16 protein-coding genes are annotated in these 23000 nt (G+C 39.4%); all 16 read left to right on the top strand.

Annotated features, from left to right (window positions below; translation table 11 throughout):
- The first annotated feature begins 48 nt into the window (after nucleotides 1-48).
- The 16 genes from bsdcttw_RS06710 (at nucleotide 49) to bsdcttw_RS06785 (ending at nucleotide 22903) form a co-directional block, all read left to right on the top strand.
- Entirely contained in the window at nucleotides 49-651 is a 603-nt protein-coding gene (locus tag bsdcttw_RS06710) for a DNA-3-methyladenine glycosylase (protein ID WP_185258612.1), read from the top strand.
- A 116-nt stretch (nucleotides 652-767) separates the two neighbouring features.
- On the top strand, nucleotides 768-1460 hold the full coding sequence (locus bsdcttw_RS06715) for an iron-sulfur cluster assembly scaffold protein (RefSeq protein WP_185258613.1): 693 nt from the start codon (nucleotides 768-770) through the stop codon (nucleotides 1458-1460).
- Nucleotides 1461-1482: 22 nt separating this feature from the next.
- Nucleotides 1483-2493, top strand: a complete 1011-nt coding sequence (locus bsdcttw_RS06720) for a GGGtGRT protein (RefSeq protein ID WP_185258614.1) — start codon at nucleotides 1483-1485, stop codon at nucleotides 2491-2493.
- 493 nt (nucleotides 2494-2986) lie between these two features.
- Entirely contained in the window at nucleotides 2987-4012 is a 1026-nt protein-coding gene (locus tag bsdcttw_RS06725) for a DUF4432 family protein (RefSeq protein WP_185258615.1), read from the top strand.
- Nucleotides 3999-5651 carry a sensor histidine kinase gene (locus bsdcttw_RS06730; RefSeq protein WP_185258616.1) on the top strand — a complete coding sequence of 551 codons (1653 nt, stop codon included), beginning with the start codon at nucleotides 3999-4001 and terminating at the stop codon, nucleotides 5649-5651. The genes bsdcttw_RS06725 and bsdcttw_RS06730 overlap by 14 nt, the downstream gene beginning before the upstream one ends.
- Nucleotides 5629-7179 (top strand): response regulator, encoded by a 1551-nt coding sequence (locus tag bsdcttw_RS06735; protein WP_185258617.1) that lies wholly within the window; start codon nucleotides 5629-5631, stop codon nucleotides 7177-7179. Before bsdcttw_RS06730 ends, bsdcttw_RS06735 begins: the two co-directional genes overlap by 23 nt.
- A 248-nt stretch (nucleotides 7180-7427) precedes the next feature.
- Nucleotides 7428-8774 carry an ABC transporter substrate-binding protein gene (locus bsdcttw_RS06740; RefSeq protein WP_185258618.1) on the top strand — a complete coding sequence of 449 codons (1347 nt, stop codon included), beginning with the start codon at nucleotides 7428-7430 and terminating at the stop codon, nucleotides 8772-8774.
- A gap of 213 nt (nucleotides 8775-8987) precedes the next feature.
- Nucleotides 8988-9857 (top strand): carbohydrate ABC transporter permease, encoded by an 870-nt coding sequence (locus bsdcttw_RS06745; RefSeq protein WP_185258619.1) that lies wholly within the window; start codon nucleotides 8988-8990, stop codon nucleotides 9855-9857.
- 13 nt (nucleotides 9858-9870) lie between these two features.
- Entirely contained in the window at nucleotides 9871-10695 is an 825-nt protein-coding gene (locus tag bsdcttw_RS06750) for a carbohydrate ABC transporter permease (protein WP_185258620.1), read from the top strand.
- Nucleotides 10696-10775: 80 nt separating this feature from the next.
- Nucleotides 10776-12878, top strand: a complete 2103-nt coding sequence (locus bsdcttw_RS06755; protein ID WP_185258621.1) for a glycoside hydrolase family 65 protein — start codon at nucleotides 10776-10778, stop codon at nucleotides 12876-12878.
- Nucleotides 12879-12978: 100 nt separating this feature from the next.
- Entirely contained in the window at nucleotides 12979-18297 is a 5319-nt protein-coding gene (locus bsdcttw_RS06760; protein ID WP_185258622.1) for a CBM35 domain-containing protein, read from the top strand.
- Between the two features lie 317 nt (nucleotides 18298-18614).
- Nucleotides 18615-19286, top strand: coding sequence for a beta-phosphoglucomutase (pgmB, locus tag bsdcttw_RS06765; protein WP_225903808.1), 672 nt, complete (start codon nucleotides 18615-18617; stop codon nucleotides 19284-19286).
- 553 nt (nucleotides 19287-19839) lie between these two features.
- Nucleotides 19840-20316, top strand: coding sequence for an NUDIX hydrolase (locus tag bsdcttw_RS06770; protein WP_185258623.1), 477 nt, complete (start codon nucleotides 19840-19842; stop codon nucleotides 20314-20316).
- Nucleotides 20317-20345: 29 nt separating this feature from the next.
- Nucleotides 20346-21095 carry a class I SAM-dependent methyltransferase gene (locus bsdcttw_RS06775; RefSeq protein WP_185258624.1) on the top strand — a complete coding sequence of 250 codons (750 nt, stop codon included), beginning with the start codon at nucleotides 20346-20348 and terminating at the stop codon, nucleotides 21093-21095.
- Nucleotides 21096-21204: 109 nt separating this feature from the next.
- Complete coding sequence (locus bsdcttw_RS06780) at nucleotides 21205-22317, top strand: helix-turn-helix domain-containing protein (RefSeq protein ID WP_185258625.1); 1113 nt, start codon at nucleotides 21205-21207, stop codon at nucleotides 22315-22317.
- Between the two features lie 64 nt (nucleotides 22318-22381).
- Nucleotides 22382-22903 (top strand): 2'-5' RNA ligase family protein, encoded by a 522-nt coding sequence (locus bsdcttw_RS06785; protein WP_185258626.1) that lies wholly within the window; start codon nucleotides 22382-22384, stop codon nucleotides 22901-22903.
- The last annotated feature ends 97 nt before the right edge of the window (nucleotides 22904-23000 follow it).

Consider the following 23000-nt stretch of genomic DNA (forward strand, 5'->3'; position numbering starts at 1 on the left):
CTAATATTTTAGCAGTATCAGATATTGACATATACATGGAGGTTTAAGATGAAATTACCAAGAGAATTTTACCGGCAGGATGGTTTATCCCTGGCAAAGGCTCTTCTGGGTAAGGTACTGGTTCACCAGACACCGGAGGGTGTTACCAAGGGGATTATTGTAGAGACAGAAAGCTATATGGGAGTAGTTGATGCAGCGGCCCATTCCTATAAGGGAAAGAAAGACGGCAGATGTAATATTCAGTATAAGGAAGGCGGCTATGCTTATATCTATATGATTTATGGCATGTATTACTGTATGAATATTGTAGCAAATGAAGAAAACGTACCGGAGGTGGTTCTTCTTCGTGCCCTGGAACCTCTGGACGGAATTTCCCTTATGGAACGAAGAAGAAATACGGATAAACGGAAGGCTCTTCTTAGCGGGCCCGGTAAGCTCTGTCAGGCAATGGCAATCGGAAAAGACAGCTATGGAACAGACTTGTGTGAGGATATTTTATATGTGGAAGAACCGGAGCAAAAGACAGATATTGTAATAGAAGCTTCAAAACGGATTAATATAGATTATGCCGGTGAAGCAAAGGAGTATCTCTGGCGTTTTACAATAAAAGACAATCCCTATGTATCAGTAAAAGTGAAGAACCCAAGTTAATAATTTTTTATCAAAAACTATGGACTAATTTGACTTTTTATGAGAAAATAAGTGCGGTGTTAAAATAATAACGATTTATAATGCAATTATTGATGTACATTGAAAGGAGTCTTGACATGATTTATTCACATGAAGTAGAAATGATGTGTCCGGTTGCGCAAGGCGTTAACCACGGGGCAGCACCTATCCCGGAAGAAGCAAAATGGGTACAAGCCAAGGAAGTAAAAGATATTTCCGGCTTAACACACGGTGTTGGCTGGTGTGCACCTCAGCAGGGAGCCTGTAAGTTAACCTTAAACGTAAAGGACGGTATTATCCAGGAGGCATTAGTTGAGACAATCGGATGTTCCGGTATGACTCACTCCGCAGCTATGGCAGCAGAAATCCTTCCCGGAAGAACTGTTCTGGAAGCACTGAACACAGACCTTGTATGTGATGCTATCAATACTGCTATGAGAGAGCTTTTCTTACAGATCGCTTACGGTAGAACCCAGAGTGCTTTCTCTGAAGAGGGACTTCCTATCGGAGCAGGACTTGAAGACTTAGGTAAAGGCTTAAGAAGCCAGGTTGGTACAATGTACGGAACCTTAAAGAAAGGTCCCCGTTACCTTGAAATGGCAGAAGGTTATGTTACCGGAATTGCTCTTGATGAAGAAGACCAGATTATCGGTTATCAGTTCGTAAACCTGGGCAAAATGACTGACTTCATTAAAAAGGGTGAAGACCCGACTACCGCTTATGAGAAGTCCAAAGGACAGTATGGACGTGTTGCGGATGCAGTGAAGATCATCGATCCCAGAAAAGAATAATAACCGAAGGAGGATACATAAAATGGCTTTATTTGAATCATATGAAAGAAGAATAGATAAAATAAACGCTGTATTAAACAGCTATGGAATAGCTTCTATCGAAGAAGCAGAGCAGATTACAAAAGCAGCCGGTCTTGATGTATACAGCCAGGTAAAAGGTATTCAGAATATTTGTTTTGAAAATGCCTGCTGGGCTTATATTGTAGGCGCTGCAATTGCTATTAAAAAAGACTGCAGAAAAGCAGCAGATGCTGCCGCTGCAATCGGTGAAGGACTTCAGGCTTTCTGTATCCCTGGTTCTGTTGCTGACCAGAGAAAAGTTGGTTTAGGACATGGTAATTTAGGAAAGATGTTATTAGAAGAAGGCACAGAATGTTTCGCCTTCCTTGCAGGTCATGAGTCTTTCGCAGCAGCTGAAGGTGCTATCGGAATCGCACTCTCCGCTAACAAAGTAAGAAAACAGCCTTTAAGAGTTATCTTAAACGGTCTTGGAAAAGATGCAGCACAGATCATCTCCAGAATTAACGGATTTACATTCGTTGAGACACAGATGGATTACTATACCGGAGAAGTAAAGGAAGTATACCGCAAATCCTACTCTAACGGAGACAGAGCAAAGGTTAACTGCTATGGAGCTAACGACGTAACAGAAGGTGTTGCTATTATGCACAAAGAAGGCGTAGACGTTTCCATCACAGGTAACTCCACCAATCCTACCAGATTCCAGCATCCTGTAGCAGGTACTTACAAGAAGGAATGTGTTGAACAGGGCAAGAAGTACTTCTCCGTAGCTTCCGGCGGCGGTACAGGAAGAACTCTTCATCCTGATAACATGGCAGCAGGTCCTGCTTCCTACGGTATGACAGATACTATGGGAAGAATGCACTCTGACGCTCAGTTCGCAGGTTCATCTTCCGTTCCTGCTCACGTAGAAATGATGGGCTTAATCGGAATGGGTAACAACCCTATGGTTGGAGCCACAGTAGCAGTAGCAGTTGCCATCCAGGAAGCTGCTGATGCAGGTAAATTCTAATAAAATGCTTAATTTTAGAGGGCTTCTCAAGTCGTAGTACGGTTTGGGAAGTCCTCTTTTTTTTGTCTGCAAGACTTGTACAAGCCACAAGCCATCCTTCGGGATGCCTTTTCTTTATGGGAACAATGGGATTTTTCAAATTGGCACTTAACACAAATCTGAAAGATCTAAAGTTTGATTTTTGGAACAAATGTTATATAATGGTGCTATATTTATGAGATAAGTATGGGTATAAAGATTGATAAGTTTAAGTGATTGATAGAGAAGAGGACGAGAGTCCTCTTATTTTCTGATTTGTTCAAAGGATAAAATCTTACAACAAAAGTCAAAATTCTATAAGCTATAACAGATATATTTAATGCGGAGACATGTAAGGTCAATATTTTACATGACAAAGGAAATGCCACCTATTTCATGCATATTGCGTTTCAGATATCCTATCTATGAGTAGGAGGATAAAAGAGATAGCAGGGCGAAATTATGGAGGTAAAATATGAATGAATTAACAGATAAGTATGGCAGAAAGCTTCACGTATTGACCATTGATAATGGTTGTATGTCTTTTACAGTACTCCCGGAGAGAGGCATGGATATTGGTGATATTTACATAAATGGAGAGAAGGTATCCTGGGAGACTCCGGAGGGGGAACTGCTTCATCCCGATAGCGTTGATTTAAAAGAACAGGGAGCCTGGGATAAAGGATTTGTGGCCAGTGTTGCTACCATTGGACCAGAGCTATTTGGAACACCGGATGAGGTTAGAACCGTCCATGGAACCGGGGCTTACTCTGCGGCAGATCCAAGCACTATTTATGTGAATGAATCGATAGAAGAAATAGAGGTTTTGGGTAATGTGACAATTCGGGGATATGAAAAAAAACCAGTGTATAGAAAGGAAATCCGTATCGTAACAAAGCGGAATTCCACTTTTTTGACTCGTTATGAAAGAACGATCAACCTTACAGATGACAGGCAGCACATTGATGATGGTTTTCATATACAACCGGCAGGAGCTTTTGTATCAAAAGGCGGTAGATATGTGCTTCCTGTAAAAACAGAACATATGCTTCTGCGTGATTCGGCTCCGTTCGAGGAAGATCCAAAGAAAATAAACGACTACAGCATGTCACTGGATCCAATCAGATGTTATCAATATGTACCGGAAGAAGTAAGCGGCCTTGCGATGCTTCCTCTACCAAATACCCATCATATAACAGCAGAGATGCTGGTGGATGATGGATACACTATGGCAGCTGTTCTTGTAAGACCTTTGGATGTATTTCCAAGAACCTTGATAGCCAAAAGAGCCATAGGAAAGCCGATGTATGCCATTGAACCATGTAAGACCAGACCAAATTCAATCAAACAGAAGGCTATTGATGGAGAACTGATGTATCTGAAGCCTCACGAATATATGGATTCCTGGATTACGTTGGGATATCTTATGGATCAAAAAGAAATAAAGGATGTTGCGTCTAGAATCGAAGAGGCGAAAGGGATAAAGGATGAAAGAAAATAGTCTGATTATTAAGTTCAGCATGATATTGATGGTAGCGTTTCTGCTATATGGAATGTATGTGAGTTACGGGACCTATAGAAATATTTTAAAGGATAACAATGAATATATCGATATTATGGTTGACGTGAACATTGACAGTCTTAAACAGACCCATGAGCTGATCAGAGGAACGACTTTTTCACTGTCAGGCAGTAATTCAATAGAAGGCTGGCGAAATGATGAGACTTTTTTCTCAAGGGGAGGCAAGAAGGGTTACCTGAATATAGAGAACCTGAACCAGGAAATGCAGAAGATTCTTACAGACAATAATGTATGGAACTTTGATCTCTTTGATTACTTTGTTATTTATGAAAATGATAAATTGATTGCTTTTACTTATACAAAGCCTTTTAGCACCAAGCAGATTATTACCTCTTCCGGGAAGATATACAAGCAGATTAGGGATAAAGAGGATTATACGGTAGAGATTCCTCCCACGAAAGAAGATAATACAATCTATACCACACTTCGTATCAAATCAGATTTTAAAAGTGAGAATGAGCTATACATTATAGGGGCTACCAATGAAAGGTGTTTTGGTGACAGATTGAGTAGCCTGGCCACCTATGATGGTTCATTGGTATTTATGACAGACAAAAAGGGTATGATTTATTCTGCGAATGATAGAGAATGGATGGGCAAAAAAGTGCCAAAGGAGTTACTCGGTTTGTCTAATTCCAAAGAAAAAAGAGAGCTTGTGATGAATAGAACCAGCTATATTGTAACAAAACGAGCAATAAACAAAGAATACAACTTTATCTATCTTTATCCAAAGCAGGAGTTAGTAATGCATACATTTTTGGGAATGAAATCCTTCCTTGCAATATCTGTACTTTTTGCAGCCTTTATCGTGGTAATTTTTGTTCTTTTAACCAATGGGGTTAAACGTTTGGTCAAGAGTTCCTATGAGTCCAAAATATTGCTGGATGAGATGGAAATTAAGTTTTTACAACATCAAATGAATCCTCACTTTCTGTTTAATATTTTACTAACCATACAGATAAAGGCAAAAATGTCCGGAGATGAAAAGATTTATAAGATGATTTCATCGTTATCTGGATTGTTACGGGCAGGTATCTATAAAGATGCCCGTGCCATCGTGTCAATTAAGGAGGAACTTAAGTATGTAGAGTATTATCTCTGGCTTCAAAAGGAACGATTTGATGATCGCCTTAATTATAGCATTGATGTATCGGATGATTCTATACTGGGTTGCGAAGTTCCCAGGCTGATTATTGAATCAATGGTGGAGAATGCTATTGTACATGGTATCGAGAATATGTCAGAAGGAGCCATGGTCCGTGTGACCCTGGATTATGTTGTTTCAAAGGAGAAAGAAGAAATATTGATTCATGTCATAGATAATGGAGCCGGTTTTAATGCAGCTCAGGTGGTTTCTGAAAAGGTAGGATTGGAAAACGACGGAAGTATCCGCCGTGATAAAATGGGGCTTAACAATACCAATCAAAGATTGAAGTTGATTTATGGTGAACAATATGGTCTGATCATTCATAGCAAGGAAAAGGAAGGAACAGATATAGAAATACATATACCGAAGAAGATTGTGGAGACAGAGTATGATAAAAGTAATGATAGTTGATGATGAACGTAATATCAGAGAAGGTATTATTCATTTAATTAATTGGAGAGAACTGGGGTGCGAAGTGGTACACTCCTGCAGCAGCGGGAGTACTGCACTTGCGTATATGGAAAGTAATACAGTGGATATCGTTGTGACTGATATTAAAATGCCTAATATGGATGGAATTGAGTTGAGTAAAAAAATAAGCGAGAAGTATCCAGCTAAGGTAATTATCTTAACAGCATATTCTGATTTTGCACTGGCGAAGCAAGCAATTAAGTATAATGTGTCTGACTTCATTGTAAAAAATGAATTTATAGAAGAACTGCCCTTAGCAATCAATAAAACCATAGACATGCTTGTAAAGGAACGAGACACGAGAGAATCAGGCAGAGCAGAGGGGCTCGGTAGCTTTGATTATGTTAAAGTGTTTCAGCGTCTTATTATGACAGGGCAGATTTCAGATAAGGAGATATTGGAAGGTAAACTTGATGAGAATAATTATGTTCTTTGTGCTTGCGATATTACCTATTTTGATAAGAAAGAGGGAAATCAAGATATGCCTGAACTTCTTAATAACATTCTTCGAATCTCTTTAAAAGACTGTAGTTACAACATTATACCCGTTTCCGATTCCTATTTGATTATTCCTGTAAGTTACAAAAAGAATAGCACTATCGGTCTAAATACCATCGTAGATTATTTTAACAATATAATTATCATGATAGAAGAATTCATGAGGATTGATATTAAACTTGGAATCAGCTCAGAAGTAAAAGATGTAAAGCAGCTTAAAAATGCATATGAAGAAGCAAGACAGGCGTTGGCTAAGATAACAACTAGGGGAACTGCAATTAAAGTGTACACTTCGCAGCCTCTACCGGGTGCTATCACAGCCTTTGATGTGGACAGATACACCAATATACTGTTAGAGCTTACCTTTGATGAGGAAAACCAGGAGGCACCAGGTAAGCTTAAGGAAGGGTTTGAAATGCTGGCTGATACCGGTTGTACCGTTGAACAGTGTCAGCTGTATATGCTGATGATCTGTAGCTCCATAATACATAAGGCAGTTAGGTATCATCTGGATGTAGATCAGGACTTTAATGAGATGGAAAAGGAAGTTTATGAAAAGATTCAGAATGCAAAAACTATCTTTCGGTTAATCCATATAGGAAAGGATACCATTGAAAGAGTCAGAGCACTGTGCATTGGTAAACAGAATTTTAAAAATGAGTTGGTAAATAAGGTGGAAGAATGTATAAGAAAACATTACAGGGAGGAACTTAATCTTCAGTATATTTGCAATGAATTATATTTGAACAACAGCTATGTAAGCCGTGCTTATAGAAAATTAACTGGCTATACGGTTACAGAAAAGATTGCTATGTATCGAGTGGGTAAGGCAAAAGAACTCCTGTCAGGGACTAGTATGAAGATTTATGAGATAGCACAGGCAGTAGGGTTCAAGGATGCGCCTTATTTTACTAATATTTTTATGAAATATACAGGAAAGAGTCCAACTGATTTCAGGCAGGGACAATAAGGGATATAAAATCAGTTATGGAGAATCAATCCATTAACTTCCAATAAATTTAGTGAAAGCCCTTATAATATATCAAAATATTTATATAAAGGTAAAAAACACACAAGTAAAATAAAAAATAAATAGTTACTACAAGAAGTGGTCAATTTTCTATAACAGGAAGAAAAAGGAGTCTATTTTGAATCAATGGCAGATACGGTATTATGATCATGTGTTAAACAATAAATCATTTATTTAGGAGGGTGCTTATGAAAAAAAGTTTATCAAAAGCAATTGTTTTACTGTTGGCCCTTACCATGGTCATGTCATTGACAGCATGTGGTAACAAGGCAGACAAAGATACAAGTACCAGTAATGCAGGGGGTAAGACAGAGGAAACAAGCTCTGAACCGGTAGAAATTTCTTATGCAACTTTTATGGTTGGTGCTCATACCTCTGCAGCTGCTGAAGCAGAAGTAATCAGTGCTTTCAATAAGAAGTATGAAGGCAAGTACAAAGTAGTAGTTGAAGAGCTTCCAAGTGATAACGCATTCGTTGATAAGATGAAGGTTTTAGCTTCTTCTAAGACCTTACCAGACGTACTTATTGGTAAGAATGGTATCAGAGAGCTGGCTATCGATAATGGACAGGCTGTAAATATTAAGCCATTTTTAGATGAAGATGCAGAGTGGATGAAGTTTGTAGGTGAAGATGCTATGAACTACAATATGGAAGAGGACGGAAGCGTTTACTCTGTTTCCAATCAGCGACAGAATATCGGATATTTCTATAACAAAGAAATGTTTGAAAAAGCAGGCGTCACACCGGCTAAGACTTGGGATGAGTTCATGAGCAACAATGCAAAGTTAAAAAAAGCTGGATTTACACCACTGGCTCTGATGACTGGTGAAAATGCATGGACCACAAACCTTTGGTTGGCTGCAATGATTGGTACAGATGGTGCAGAGGGAAATGCTTTCATGAATACCAGCTATCCTACAAACTATAGTAACAGTTCAGTAATCAAGGCTCTTGAGATGATTCAAACATGCCTGAAGGAGTACACTACTCCGGATGCAGTAGGTGCACTTTATGCAAATGCAGCAAACAACTTCGAACAGGGTAATGTAGCTATGATCGCTAACGGACCTTGGATGTGTCCTGATTTTACAGATGAAACCAAGTCTATACCTGGTTTTGGCGATAAGGTTGGTGTAGCGCTTTATCCAGAAGATGGATTAGTTTCACAGTTTGAGGTTGGATATATTCTTTGTACAAATGGAAAATCTAAAGAAGAACAAAAGGGTGCTCTTGAATTCCTTAAGTTCAAGACCGGTGAGTATGCCCAGAGCGTATTCCTTGAGAAAGCTGGTGTTCTTCCTCTGACAGACAACGTAAAGCTGTCTGATGAATACAAAGCCGCCAATCCTATTCTTACAGACCTAATCAATCTATCCGGTAGTGCAAAGTACACATTTCAAAATATCGACAATACAGCATTCACTGCTATCGTAGATGAAACCGCTGTTAGATATCCAGAACTTGCATATGATGAAATTACTCCTAAGGAGTTTGCAGATAAACTTACAAAGGTAGCAGAACAGAGCAAGAAATAAATTGATTTAACCAATTGCGCAAGCATAAATAAGAACTTAACAGAGCTTCATATTTATGCTTGGGCTATATTTTTGCCTATTTTTACAGAATTTAGAATAATGTGAATGAAAAAGCAATTCACAAGGGAAGAACCGCGATGTTTGCACACTTATGCAAACGACTTGTTCTTCCATGATTTGAGCAGCCAGGAAGTGGTTGCATGGAGGTATACGATGACAAAAAATAAGAAATGGATAATACTATTTCTGCTTCCGGGAATCTTATTATTCAGCTTTGTATTCCTTGGGCCTATTGCAGTATTATTTGGAACATCAGTTACAGATTGGTCCATTGGTAAGGATATATCATTTGTTGGATTAAAGAATTTTACATATCTATTTACAGAAGACAAAACATTTATGGACGGCTTAAAAAATACGATTGTCTGGATTTTTCTTCAGGCAACTTTTCATGTACTTATTGGAACTACCGTAGCGATTGTTTTAGCAAAAAAGAAATGGTATAGCAGTGCAATAAGAACAATTTACTTTATACCAAATGTTATTTCAAGTGCAGCACTGGGGATGTTGTTCTTATGTGTGATGAATCCCCAGTATGGACTTGTTAATTCATTAATTACGAAAATAACGGGAGAAGGCTTTATTCAAAACTGGTTTATGGATCCAAAGTCTGCATTTTTTGCAGTTACCATGACATGGCTTCCATACGCAGGACTTGTTACAGTTTTAGTCATGGCTGAGATGTCATCTGTTTCGGAAGATGTATATGAAGCAGCAAAGATCGATGGGGCCTCGTCTTTTCAGACAGATATATATGTGATTTTACCTCTTATGAAAAATATAATCGGAACCTCTGTCGTTCTGGCATCTACCAGTATGCTGCAGAAGCTGGACATTATCATGATGACCACCAACGGTGGACCGGGAAGTAGAACCATGAATATGCCTATGTATCTGTATAAGACTGTATTTACCAGTAACGATTATGGACTGGCAAATGCGCAAGGTGTTTTACTGGTAATTCTAGGCATGATTGTGCTTAAGAGTATTCGCAAAATGTTCAATATGGACGCAAAAGAATAGAAAGGGTGACATTATGTTTAGAACAATAAGAAAAATACTTACAGCCCTATTGCTGACGGTCATAGTGGTCATCTCCATAGTGCCCTTTGCGTGGGTGTTGTTTTCTTCCTTTAAAACCAATAGTGAGATTTTATCCGGAACGCTTTTGTTTCCTTCCGGTTTTCACTTTAGCAATTATGTGACAGCTTTTAAGCTGGCGCCTCTTATAACCTTTTATAAGAACAGTATTTTTATTTCCATCGTAGGAACAGCATTGAATCTTATTGTATGCTCCATGGCAGCTTATGTAGTAATAAGAAACTCCTTTAAGTTAAAGGGCTTGGTAATGCTTCTGTTTTCCATAGGACTGATTATTCCTGGAGCAGCACTTTTGCAGCCGTTATATATCATATTGAATGCTACAGGTCTTTACAATACGCGAACCGGACTGATTCTTATATACACAGCCCTTGGTATGCCGACTACCTTTTATGTCATGATGAGTTACATAAAGACCATTCCGTATACCTTGGAAGAGGCGGCTTATATTGATGGCTCCGGATTTTTCCGAACCTTTGTGCAGATTGTTCTGCCGCTTACAAGACCGGCATTTGCTACGGCAGGTGTTATTCAGTTTTTACTGTGCTGGAATGAATTCCAGCTAGCTCTTACTTTAACAGGGGATACCGGAAAAAGAACGCTTCCAATTGCACTTTACTATTTTAAGAGTGCCTTTGCCAGCGATTACGGTGCCATGTTTGCAGCAACGGTAGTAGTTGTCATACCTAGTATCATTACATTTATATTACTTCAAAAACAGGTAATTTCAGGCTTGGCTGCCGGATCAGTGAAGGGATAATGGCCTCGATTATTTGAGATGCCGCAAAAGCGACACATGGCGGGAAGGTTGAAAGAAATATACACAGGAACGGAGTTAAAATGAATACGAATTGGTGTCTATATGAAAATTCCTACAATGGGGATATGGTAAAGTATTATGAAGGCTTAATGACCCAGGGGAATGGTTATCTTCATGTGCGGGGTAGCTATGAAGAAGGAATATCGGGAGCATTGCAGGATGAAGAGTATGATAGAAAGCCTGCTAATGTTACTTTAGAAAAGCATAAAAAACAAAAATCCAAATGGGGAACCTATATTCCCGGTATAGTGGGACCCCATCCTTATTTGAAAACAGAAACCATCAATCTTCCTTACTTGTTTGACTTAAGGGTAAATGTGGATGGAGAAGTGCTGGACATGGAAAATTGTCAGATTGAGAAGTATGAAAGGTATCTGGATCTTCGGGATGGTGTAATTACCAGGTCATTTATCTGGAAGACAAAGAAGGGAAATGAACTGGCACTTACTTTTAAACGATTCATTTCCATGGCAGATAAACATATTGCCGTGCAGATGCTAACAATAAAAGCAGAATCAGGAAATGCCAACCTAAATGTAACAGGTGACATTAACACCGGTGTCAGAACCAATGGATTTAATCATTTTATAAAAGTAATAAAAGAAAAACAAGAGGGTATAACCCGTGTAATTACAGAAACCAATGGTGGAAACATCGTTACCATGTGCTCCTACTTAGATCAGGAAGGAGAACAAGTGATACAGGAAGGGGAACAGCTTACCATAACGAAAGTGATCCATGTCAGTACAGATCGGGACGGAGAAATTCCGGAACTAAAGGTAGCAGATGTTGATATCAGAACCTTTAATGTGGATAAGGCTCTTAAAAGACACAGACTTAAATGGGCAGAGAAATGGGAAGCGGCAGATGTAAAAATCATAGGGGACAATCGAGCACAGCTGGCCATTCGAATGTCTATTTACCATTTGATGAGAGCGGATAATGAAGATGATCCAAGAGTAGCTATATGCGCCAAGGGTCATGCTGGAGAAGGGTACTGTGGCAGATACTTCTGGGATACAGAGATGAATATGCTGCCGTTCTTTATCCATAGCAATCCAAAGGCAGCAAGAAACCTGGTGAAGTTCCGCTACCTAACGCTTCCAGGAGCAAAGGAAAATGCAAAAGCCTATGGCTATGAAGGTGCGCGCTATGCCTGGGAATCTTCTGTGACTGGCACGGAGGAATGTGCGTGCTGGCAGTATGCAGATCACGAGATTCATGTAACCGCAGATATCATATATGCCATGGAGCATTATGTAAAAGCTACTGGCGATGTGGCTTTTATAGAAGAATGCGGCCTGGAAATCATGAAGGAAACAGCAAAGTACTGGGCCGGACGTGTGGATGAGATTAACGGACAGTATGAACTTTTAGGTGTTATGGGCCCAGATGAATATCTTCCAATGACTATGAATAATGCATTTACCAATCGAATGGTAAAGTTTTCTTTGGAAAAAACCCTTAAGTATTGTAGGGAGTTTGATCAAGCGGAGAAGGATAAACTTGCAGAGTGGGAGGCAATAAAAGAGTGCTTAAGGCTTCCCTACAAGGAAACAGATGAACTTATCATGCAGTCTGATGATTTTTCTTCTTATGCTGATTTGGATTTTGATGCGATCTGGACGGACCGTTCCAGATGTTTTGGAGAATTTATTTCTCAGGAAAAAAATTATCGCTCAAAGGCATTAAAGCAGGCAGATGTACTGGAAATGATGATGCTGTTTCCTAAGGAATTTACGAAGCAGCAGCTAGAAGCAAATTATGATTATTACGAACCGATTACCACTCATGATTCCTCTCTTTCCGCAGCGGTTCACGGTATTCTGGCAGCGCACATGGGAAGGATTACAGAAGCAGAAAGCTTTCTTAATAAGGTGATAGATATTGATATGTCCCCTGAGAAGCGGGGAGCCGAAGAGGGTATACATATTGCAAATTGTGGCGGCTTGTGGCAGTTAATTGTATATGGTTTTGCAGGACTTAATAGTGCAATGTGGGAAGAGGACGTGGTACTTGAACCACACTTGCCGAAAGAATGGGAACAGTTGGAGTTTCCTCTTATGTGGCATGGGGAAAAGAAGAGGGTAGTAGTGACACATGAGGGATACAAAATATATTAAAGGAGAAAGGTAAAAAGTGTGAAATAAAGAACATTTCACACTGAGGTTTGCGTTCTGATAAGGAATGCAAGCACTCATTAACAAAAAATGGAGGTAAATTATGGGAAAAAAATTATTATTGTTAATGCTGTTGGTAGCAATGGTGACTACCTCACTACCATTACAGACCGCACATGCAGAAGTGGAAAGTCAGTATCGAAACCCTCTTATGAGAGGTGCAGATCCAACAATCACAAGAGATGCTGATGGTTTTTATTATTGCGGCTTTGCTACAGATAATAATATTTATTTGAAGAGAGCAGAGACAGTCCTTGGAATATCCACTGCAAAGAGCAGACTTGTATGGAAGAAGCCTGAGAACTTTGGGTATGTATGGGGACCATACATCTATCGTTTGGCTGGCAAGTGGTATATCTATTTTGCATCCGGTCCGGAGACAGACTTCGGCTATGGACATCCAAGTACCTATGTACTGGAAAATGACTCACCTGATCCATTTGAAGGCAACTGGGTATTAAAGGGCAGCTGGTCCAATAAGGATGAAAATGGGCAAGCTACCGAGAAAGCCGGACTTATGAATGCAGAAGGCTATGGACTTCCCTGTGGTGTTATTACCATGGGAGGAGAGACCTATTATACCTATACCAAGTATTTTTACTATGAAGATAAGTATTTGGGTACAGTCAGCGGATCGGCCATTGAATATACCAGAACCAAGTTTGATGAGTGTCCAACCATCGTAAAAATGCTGAATCCATGGACATTAGATAATGGTACCGTAGCAGATTCAACAGGAGAACTGTCAAAAGGAACAGAGTGTACACTGGCTAGACCAACTTATGACTGGGAAAAGTATGGAGACAATATTAATGAAGGCGCTGCGGTAGTAGAAAAAGATGGCAAGGTGTACTTTGCATACTCTGCAAGCAGCTTTATGAATGATAACTATGGTGTAGCTGTATCCTACGCAGACTTAAATTCTGATTTATTAAATCCGGATTCCTGGCAGAAGCTTCCTGTACCACTGATGCAGAAGTCGCCGGAGAACAGTGCGTATGGACCGGGATCACCTCTTTTTGTAAAGTCCGAAGATGGAACTGAGGATTGGCTGATTCATCATGCAGGCCCGGTAGGTGGACAGACAGGATCCAATCGTTGGGTAAGAGCTACTCCGGTTAGCTGGACCGATAATGATTTTGTTAATGTAGGTGTACCTTCTAATCCGGGAACTGTTTTCGACAGACCGTCCGGTGAAGAAAAGAGTGAAGTGCTGGAAGCAGAAGATGCTACCTGCGTAGGTGTAGAGAAGAGAATCATTAGTGACAGTGCCAGAAGCTCAGGCTCCGGTAATGTTAAGTTTAATGAAGCCGGTGGATATGTAGAGTTTGACGTAGAAGCCGAAAGCGCTGGTATGTACTCTCTGGATTTCCGCTATAACAATGTCGGCTCAGCTACTAACATGCAGTTGACAGTAAATGACAGTCCGGAAAGAACACTGAGCTTTGAGTCCAATGGGGACAATACAGTAGATCTGGACATTTTTAAAACATATAATATAACACTTCAGAAAGGAAACAATAAAATTCGCTTGACAGCTCCAGTTTCCAGCGAACTTATTCTGGATACTCTTACTATTAAGAAAACTACACTTTATGAGGCAGAAGATGCAACTTTGTCCGGTGGTACTAAGGTTAGTACAGAGCATGCAGGATATAATGGAACTGGTTACGTAGATAATCTATATACGAAGGGAACTGGTGTTGCATTTAAAGTAACGGCTCCTAATACAGGGAACTATTCCGTTGACCTTCGTTATTGCAACGGATTTTACGGTGAAAAGATCAATAAATCTCTTTCTATCTATGTAAATGGAGTAAGAGTAAAGACTGCTGACTGTTTCTATGGAACCAGTTGGTCAGATTGGCAGGATCGTTACGATAACTTAAACCTAAAGCAGGGTGTAAATACGATTGAATATAAATATGACGATACATCTTTGGGCAATGTTAATATTGACTATATTACAGTAACGGAAGCAGTTACTAATACCTATGAAGCAGAACAGGCAAATTTGACCGGTGGTGCAAGTTTAGCAACAGACCATACCGGATTTACCGGTACTGGTTTTGTAGGCGGTCTGTGGCAGGATGGAGCAGTAGAATTTAATGTAGATGTGGAAACAGCTGCTACTTATGATGTATCAATGAAGTATGCACTAGGGTTTGCCGGCGAAACAAGAAATATGAACCTGTATATCAATGGTGAATCAAAAGGACCGGTTACCTTTACAGGCACTGACAGTTGGGCTAAGTGGAGTGAAAAGGTAGTTGCTATGGATCTGAAAGAAGGCATTAATACCATAAAATTGGCTAGAGTTGGAGCAGGTCAAGGAGATATTAACCTGGACAACATTCATCTACAGAGGAGAATTCCGTGGTCCTATCAGGCAGAGAATGCTACTATTATAGAAAAAAAAGCAGTAGCAGTTCCCAGCACCTACGAGGCTGAACAGGCAACCCTGACCGGTAGTGCAATTGTTGCAACAGACCATACCGGATATACGGGTACTGGTTTTGTAGGTGGTCTGTGGCAGGATGGAGCAGTAGAATTTAATGTAGACGCGGAAACTGCTGGTACCTATGATGTAGCTCTGAAGTACGCGCTTGGGTTTATCGGCGAAACAAGAAGTATGAATCTGTACATCAATGGTGCGTTCAAAGAAAAAATTACCTTTACAGACACTGGCTCTTGGGATAGCTGGGGTAAGAAGGTTGTTGCTATGGATCTGAGCGAAGGCAACAATACCATCAAACTGGCCAGAGAAGGAGTTGGTCAGGGAGATATTAACCTGGACAACATCCATCTACAAGTTACCACATATGAAGCAGAAAAGGCAAAACTGTCCGGTGGTGCAAGTGTTGCAATAGACCATACCGGATATACGGGTACTGGTTTTGTAGCTGGTCTGTGGCAGGATGGAGCAATAGAATTTAGTGTAGACGTATTAAAAACTGATACCTATGATGTAGCTATGAAGTACGCGCTTGGGTTTATCGGCGAAACAAGAAATATGAATCTGTACGTCAATGGTGTGTTCAAAGAAGCACTTACCTTTGCAGACACTGGTTCTTGGAATAGCTGGGGTGAGAAGGTTGCTGCTATGGATCTGAACGAAGGCAATAATATCATCAAACTGGTTAGAGAAGGAGCCGGTCAGGGAGATATTAACCTGGACAACATCCATCTACAAAGAAGGGAATTGAACGAAGGCAATAATACCATCGTACTGGGCACAGAAGGCGGTCAGGGAGTTATTAGTCTGGACAACACCGATCCACAAGTTACCACATATGAAGCTTATGAAGCTTATCAGGCAAATAATGCTTCCATTAAAGTAGGTAAACATGATGATCAGCTTTGGTATGAAGGAACCGGATATGTAGGTGATTTTGAAAATGTTAGTGAGGGAATCGAATTTACGGTTAATGTACCATACACAGGTACGCATACAGCCACTGTAAGATATTCAGGTGTTCAAGAAAATAACATGACCATGAGCTTGTATGTAAATGGAAACAAAATCAATCAGATTGCATTCCCTCTAACCAAAGACTTGGATGAATGGGCAGAAACAACTTTTGATGTACATTTGAATGCAGGAGACAATACTATTAAAATTGTGCGTGACGCTGATGACTCCGGTTTTTTAAATATTGACAGCCTGACAATTGACAAGTATAGCAGTGCCAAGACCTCTCTTAAGGATCCTGGTCTGGTATCTGGTACTGTATATGTAATGAAGTCAAAGACAAGTGGTAAGGCAGCGGATGTGGCAGGTTATTCCAGAGATCCCGGTGCGCTTGTAAATGAGTGGAGTTATTTAGGCAATATCAATCAGATGTGGGAGCTGTTAGATCAGGGAAATGGATACTGGAAGCTTATGAGTTCCTATAGTGGACATATGCTGGATGTAGCAGATACTACGAATTACTTTACCTGCCAGCAGACAAATGATCCAAATTCTCTTACCCAGCAATGGAAGATTGAAAAGGTAGGAGATTTCTATAGGCTTAGCAATAGACAGTATGATATGGTTCTGGAAGTAGTGGATGGTTTGACCAACAATGGTACGATGATTCGTCTTGCAGCATACGAAGAAGGGGCAGCTCGTCAGCTTTGGAACATTGCAAATGGCTTTGATGCTACCGGTATCAAGCCAGTAGTGGTAACACCTGGTGGGGAAACACCGGGAGGAAGTACACCAGGAGGAAGTACACCGGGAGGAAGCACACCAGGGGGAAGTACACCAGGAGGAAGTACACCGGGAGGAAGTACACCAGGCGGAAGCACGCCAGGGGGAAGCACACCAGGGGGAAGCACACCAGGGGGAAGTACACCAGGGGGAAGCACACCAGGGGGAAGTACACCAAGCGAAAGTACGCAGAACGAAAACATAAGCGGAAGCATTGAGAATATAGTATTAGAGGATGCTGACTTAAAAGACGGTTCCTACACTTTACCGACTGACAGTATTGTGAAAAAGATTACTGAATCAAAAGATTCCGTAGTAAACGTAGCAGTAAAGCGTCCGAATAGTAAAGCAGATACAAGTATAATATTGGAAGCAGAGGTTTTAACTGATGCTGCGAAAGCTGGAAAGACCTTATCTGTTACTGTGAAAGATGAGAGTGATTTGGTAGTTTATACTTGGAGCTTTGATAAAGATCAACTAAAACAGTCTCAGAATAAGATGAAAGATGTTAACTTAACACTAGATATTAGCGCATTAAATGAGAACGCAGCGCTTAAAAATGTAACGGATGGTAGTGGTATTGTAATGAACTTTGCTTATAGCGGGGTACTTCCTGCGCAGGCAAGTGTGAAAGCTTATGTTGGCAACATGGAGGGTGTAAAAGCGGGAAATAAGATTTATTTCTACCATGTTAATGAGAATACGGGTAAGCTGGAAGAATTACCTTATAGTTCAAAATATACTGTAGATGCAAAAGGTTACATTACGGTTGATATTCTGCACTGTTCCGATTATGTAGCACTTACCAAAGAAGCGCCTAAGGATATGTATGTCAGCCTTACAAATCAGATTAAGGTAACTCCTTTACAGGTAAACTTAACTCTTGGTAAGAAAAAATCCACCAGTGTCAAAATTGAATTACCGTTAACATTACAATTAGTTAATGACCTAAAAGATAAAACCTCACAGAGTGCTTTAGGCGCAGTAACTGTATCCTATTCCTCCTCCAATAAAAAAGTAGCGACTGTAGATAAGAGGGGTAAAATAACAGCAGTTTGTGCAGGTAAGACAGTTATTACAACAACCTTGAAACTTTATAATGGTAAGGTTAAAAAAGTTAAAACAGATATTACTGTAAAGGGTAATTCTGTTACTGTAACAAAGTAACCCAATTCTAAGAAATTGGGAAGTAAGTTCACATTTAGTGCTAAAGTATCCGAATCTGATCCTATCGTTTGGACTAATACAAAAAATCAGTTGTTATTGATAAGAAAACAGGTGTTGCGAAAGCTAAGTCAAAGTGAACAGATTATGCTGTTATGATTGTAGGAGATATACAGTAATAAAAATTAGATTCATTGTAAAATAGTAAAGCGAAACAATTAAATTTAAGGTATTGTTTTCGGGATATTATATTACGATACTAATGACTTAACAGGTGGGAGGTGTATGACAGCCTCCTTCTTGTTTATTCAGAAGATTAGATGACAGGAATGGTGACAAATATGATTAAGGGAATAATTTTCGACTTGGATGGAGTATTGGTCTCAACGGACGAGCTTCATTATCAGGCATGGAAAAAGCTTGCTATGGATCTGGGCATTATGGGATTTACGAAAGAAGATAATGCAAGACAAAAAGGCGTAAGCAGAATGGACTCGTTAGAGATAGTATTAGAGAAGGGTAATAAAAGATACTCTGATGAAGAAAAGTTAACTTTTGCAGATCAAAAAAATAATTTTTACATAGAACTTTTACAGCGATTAACCGATGATGCGGTACTTGCAGGGGTAAAAGAAACCTTAATCATGCTAAGAAAAAAAGGTCTGCTGATAGGAATAGGCTCCGTTAGTAAAAATACACCACTTATTCTGGAAAAAACCGGACTAAAATCATATATTGATCAAATTAGCTGTGGACTAGATATTTCGAAATCAAAACCAGATCCTGAGGTTTTTCTAGTTGCAGCAAAAAAATTAGGTCTACTGCCGGTACAATGTCTTGTCATAGAAGACTCAAAAGCTGGAATAATAGCAGCAAAAGCAGCAAATATGCGCTCTCTTGGAGTAGGTCCTGAGTATGAGCAATTGGGTGCAGATTACAAATATAAAAATCTTCAGTGTGAAATAGATTGGGATAGTATCTTAAATTCATGATTATTTATTTTTGTTGGGTAACTGATAAGCCAGATTACGGCGATTTGAAAAAAGTAATATTTAAGAACAGTGAAAGAATGTTGAAATTAAGAACGCAGCTCCTGCAGGTATCGAAGTTGAGTTTGCTGAATAATAAAGATTTAATTGTAATATAGACAGTGCAATGAAATTATTATCTGGCTCTCATGAAAAACCATGGGAGCTTTTTTTATGGAAAAGGAATCTCTCGGGCTTTATGTTTTTGAAATACAATCAATGGAGTGGTTGGTTATTAATTATTTCTTTTAACAAAGCCTCTAAAACCACTAAGGAAAGTGGTATAATATGTAAGAGCAACTATAACTTAGCAATTCTATATCTATTATGAGATTAAGAATTAAAAAGGTGACAAATAGATATAAAGGAAAGAAACAATAAAGGAGGAGAGAGATGGAGATAACAAAGGCATGGGATTGGAGCAAAAATACCGATGACCAATGGCTTATTCCATGTATGGAAAGTGCATATTAGTTAGTCAACATAGATATAGTATCAATCATAAAGGATAAAAATTATGGAGAAAAATCATTTTGTAGCAGTTGGAGGATTTGTAACAAATGAGAAAGAGGAAGTATTACTTATAAAAAGCCCCTTGCGTGGTTGGGAATTTCCAGGTGGGATGGTAGAACCGGGGGAAAGTCTGACAGAGGCTCTGATCCGTGAGGTGAAAGAAGAAAGCGGTATCAATGTTTCAATAACAGGAATAATTGGTTTATATAAAAATATGGAAGCTGATATTGTTAATATTGATTTTTGCTGTAAATATGAATCCGGTGAGCTTTTAACCAGTGATGAAAGTATAGAAACTGGGTGGTTTTGTATAGAAGATGCCAAACGTATGATAACATACCCTTTGTATGCAGCTCGAATTTCAAATATGATTTCTAATGCTGAAAAGGTCTATTGCAGTGCCTTTTTGAAGAGTTCATTTGCATTTACAGAGATAATGGAATTACCCGTTGGTACTGGAATAGGGAAAGATGAAAATTGAATGCTAAGGGTGCACAGATGGGAGTCATTATGAATGAGAATATATTGATACAGAACAAACAAAGCTGGGATACGATGGCCGACAGTTGGAGTGGGTCAACAGCTTTACCTGAATATGGATGTCTTATCCCGACAGAAGAAGAACTGGGTCTATTTCCTGACCTTAGTGAGAAAAAGGTACTTGATATCGGCTGCGGCAGTGGACATTCCCTGAAATGGTGCGGCGACAAGGGAGCATCCGAGCTCTGGGGACTGGATTTGTCATCAAAACAGATTGATATTGCACGGCAGTTTTTATGTGATAATAACTATGAAGCAAAGCTTTTTAATTCTCCGATGGAGGTAAGTTGCGGACTCCCGGCAGAATACTTCGATGTAGTATATTCTATTTATGCTATCGGCTGGACAGTGGATTTGGAGACAACCTTTCATAATGTAGCATCATATCTTAAAAAGGATGGTGTTTTTATCTTTTCCTGGGATCATCCGCTGATGCACTGCTTGGAGGCTAATGACAATTCTCTGATGTTCAAAGAGAGCTATCTCATGGAAGAAGATTTTTCTTATGCCCAGAGAGGTAATCCGGTAACTATTAAGAATCGTAAGCTCTCCACCTACATAAACAGTCTTGCCGAGGCGGGATTTCTGGTTGAGCGCCTGGTAGAGGAAACTGACCGACAAGTAATGGAAATGTCTGCCCCCTTTCAGGAAGGTTACTATACACCATATAAAGCTAAGAACTTTCCCTTATCCTTTATAATCAAGGCACGCAAGCTTTAAATATCCTATTATGCAACTAATAGGTGAGTTGATTCGCAGGTTGCGTTATAGGATTTATCGTATACTTTTGTTAACATATAGATATGAAATGGTTGACAAGGAGGATATTATGACAGCTGTAAAGCTTAGAATAGCAGAATTAAGAAGAGAAAAAGGAGTAGGGCAGCAGGAATTGGCGGAGGTTTTAGGTGTATCCTTTCAATCCGTCAGCAAATGGGAGAACGGTATAACAATGCCGGATATTACGCTGCTGCCTGACATAGCAGAGTATTTCCATATCTCAGTAGATGAATTATTGGGGTTAAAGCCCTTGCATCGGCAGGAATATATACCAAGCGGCACGGATAACCGTGATACTTCAAATGGCAAGGAAAAGACTCTATATAAAAATAGAAAATACTTCTGGAATGGCGACTATATGGAATTTTTAATCAAGATGGTCTGGAAAGTGGAAACCTCCGTTGATGTGATTGAGTTTCGCTGCGGAGAGGGGTATTTAGGGCACCAGCTGCTTTCTCTTCTGCCAATGGGAAGCACTTATACCGGTATTGACAATGAGTATTTCGCAGAAAAAGCAAAGTTAAAATTCAAGGATTCTGGTTGCAGTGCAGAATTTATTGTGTCAGATATCTATTCCTTTGACACAGAAAAGAAATATGACATTGCTATCATCCAAGCTGGATTAAGGCATATGAACAGACCGGTGGAAGTGTTGAAAAAGATGAAAGATACCGTTAGAAAAGGTGGTCTCATCATAGCGGTAGATGTGAACAGAGAGTTTGAAAATACCGGGCTCTACATAGAAGATATGGACTATGAATATCTTTGTACGGGGTTTGATTTCCATAAGATCTGGAGGAAGGAATTGCAATGTGAAGGCAGAGATTACGCTATTGGTATGAGGCTGCCCTTTTATATGCGGCAGTTGGGTCTCCATGATGTTGATATTCGAATAAATGACAGGGCTTTCTTTGTAAATCCAGATAGAGCGGATTATGAACAGATGGTACAGGACTTTATTGATATTCGTGGGCTGGATAAATCCTTTGATATTCAAAAGAGGGAAAATATTATTGAGCATTTTATGAACAGAGGAATGGACAAATCCCAGGCAGAAGATTATATTAGCATGCAGTCTCAGTTAGCGGAGTATTTAAAAAGTAAAAAGGATAAGACATTCTTGAATATACAGGGATTACTGATAACCTATGGTTGGAAGTAGCTTTAAGAATAAACGAGAGGTTAATAATCAAGCGTATTATTAAAATAGCAAGTTGGTGGAGGAAATGAAAAAAAAGCGAACGATAATGATATTTCCAAGGTTTCATAATATTGGGGTCATTAACGACATACGAAAAAAATATGACCCTTTGGCAGATAAGGTCTTGCCCCATATAACCTTGGTATTTCCTTTTGAGAGCGAACTTGGCAATGTTGAAATTATTGAATGGCTGTCGGTCTCTTTAAAGGACATAAAGCCATTTACATTAAGAATGAGCGGATTTTCAAAGCAGTCTGATGTCTATGAAGATTATCTGTTCTTAAATATAACAGAGGGAAAAGAAGTAATTACAGGTATTCATGACAGTCTATATCAGGGGATATTGGAAAAATACAAAGCAGATTATCCTTACGAGCCTCATATGACAGTTGGCAGGCCCCCATCAAGGGAAAAAACAGATAGTATTATTGAAAGTTTGGGAAGTGATAAGGAAATTTATGAAACAACCATTGATACCATATCAGTGGAAATGATTGGAGTAAACGAAGAATCGATTATAGAAATCGAGTATAAATTGTATAGATAATCTCGCACCCTGTGATTTACAACCCAAAAAACATCTTCTATGGGATGACTGGAATCTAAGGGGCTGTGTTGCAAAATAGCTATAATAAGCTCTAAAA

The organism is Anaerocolumna chitinilytica (assembly GCF_014218355.1).
GTDB lineage: Bacteria > Bacillota > Clostridia > Lachnospirales > Lachnospiraceae > Anaerocolumna > Anaerocolumna chitinilytica.

Excerpts from the sequence above, each read along its gene's own strand:
- bsdcttw_RS06725 (WP_185258615.1), top strand. The coding sequence starts at position 2,987 with ATGAATGAATTAACAGATAAGTATGGCAGAAAGCTTCACGTATTGACC.
- bsdcttw_RS06770 (WP_185258623.1), top strand. The coding sequence starts at position 19,840 with ATGGAGAAAAATCATTTTGTAGCAGTTGGAGGATTTGTAACAAATGAG.
- bsdcttw_RS06750 (WP_185258620.1), top strand. The coding sequence starts at position 9,871 with ATGTTTAGAACAATAAGAAAAATACTTACAGCCCTATTGCTGACGGTC.
- bsdcttw_RS06785 (WP_185258626.1), top strand. The coding sequence starts at position 22,382 with ATGAAAAAAAAGCGAACGATAATGATATTTCCAAGGTTTCATAATATT.
- bsdcttw_RS06720 (WP_185258614.1), top strand. The coding sequence starts at position 1,483 with ATGGCTTTATTTGAATCATATGAAAGAAGAATAGATAAAATAAACGCT.
- bsdcttw_RS06730 (WP_185258616.1), top strand. The coding sequence starts at position 3,999 with ATGAAAGAAAATAGTCTGATTATTAAGTTCAGCATGATATTGATGGTA.
- bsdcttw_RS06780 (WP_185258625.1), top strand. The coding sequence starts at position 21,205 with ATGACAGCTGTAAAGCTTAGAATAGCAGAATTAAGAAGAGAAAAAGGA.
- bsdcttw_RS06715 (WP_185258613.1), top strand. The coding sequence starts at position 768 with ATGATTTATTCACATGAAGTAGAAATGATGTGTCCGGTTGCGCAAGGC.
- bsdcttw_RS06775 (WP_185258624.1), top strand. The coding sequence starts at position 20,346 with ATGAATGAGAATATATTGATACAGAACAAACAAAGCTGGGATACGATG.
- bsdcttw_RS06740 (WP_185258618.1), top strand. The coding sequence starts at position 7,428 with ATGAAAAAAAGTTTATCAAAAGCAATTGTTTTACTGTTGGCCCTTACC.
- bsdcttw_RS06760 (WP_185258622.1), top strand. The coding sequence starts at position 12,979 with ATGGGAAAAAAATTATTATTGTTAATGCTGTTGGTAGCAATGGTGACT.
- bsdcttw_RS06745 (WP_185258619.1), top strand. The coding sequence starts at position 8,988 with ATGACAAAAAATAAGAAATGGATAATACTATTTCTGCTTCCGGGAATC.
- bsdcttw_RS06710 (WP_185258612.1), top strand. The coding sequence starts at position 49 with ATGAAATTACCAAGAGAATTTTACCGGCAGGATGGTTTATCCCTGGCA.
- pgmB (WP_225903808.1), top strand. The coding sequence starts at position 18,615 with ATGACAGGAATGGTGACAAATATGATTAAGGGAATAATTTTCGACTTG.
- bsdcttw_RS06755 (WP_185258621.1), top strand. The coding sequence starts at position 10,776 with ATGAATACGAATTGGTGTCTATATGAAAATTCCTACAATGGGGATATG.
- bsdcttw_RS06735 (WP_185258617.1), top strand. The coding sequence starts at position 5,629 with ATGATAAAAGTAATGATAGTTGATGATGAACGTAATATCAGAGAAGGT.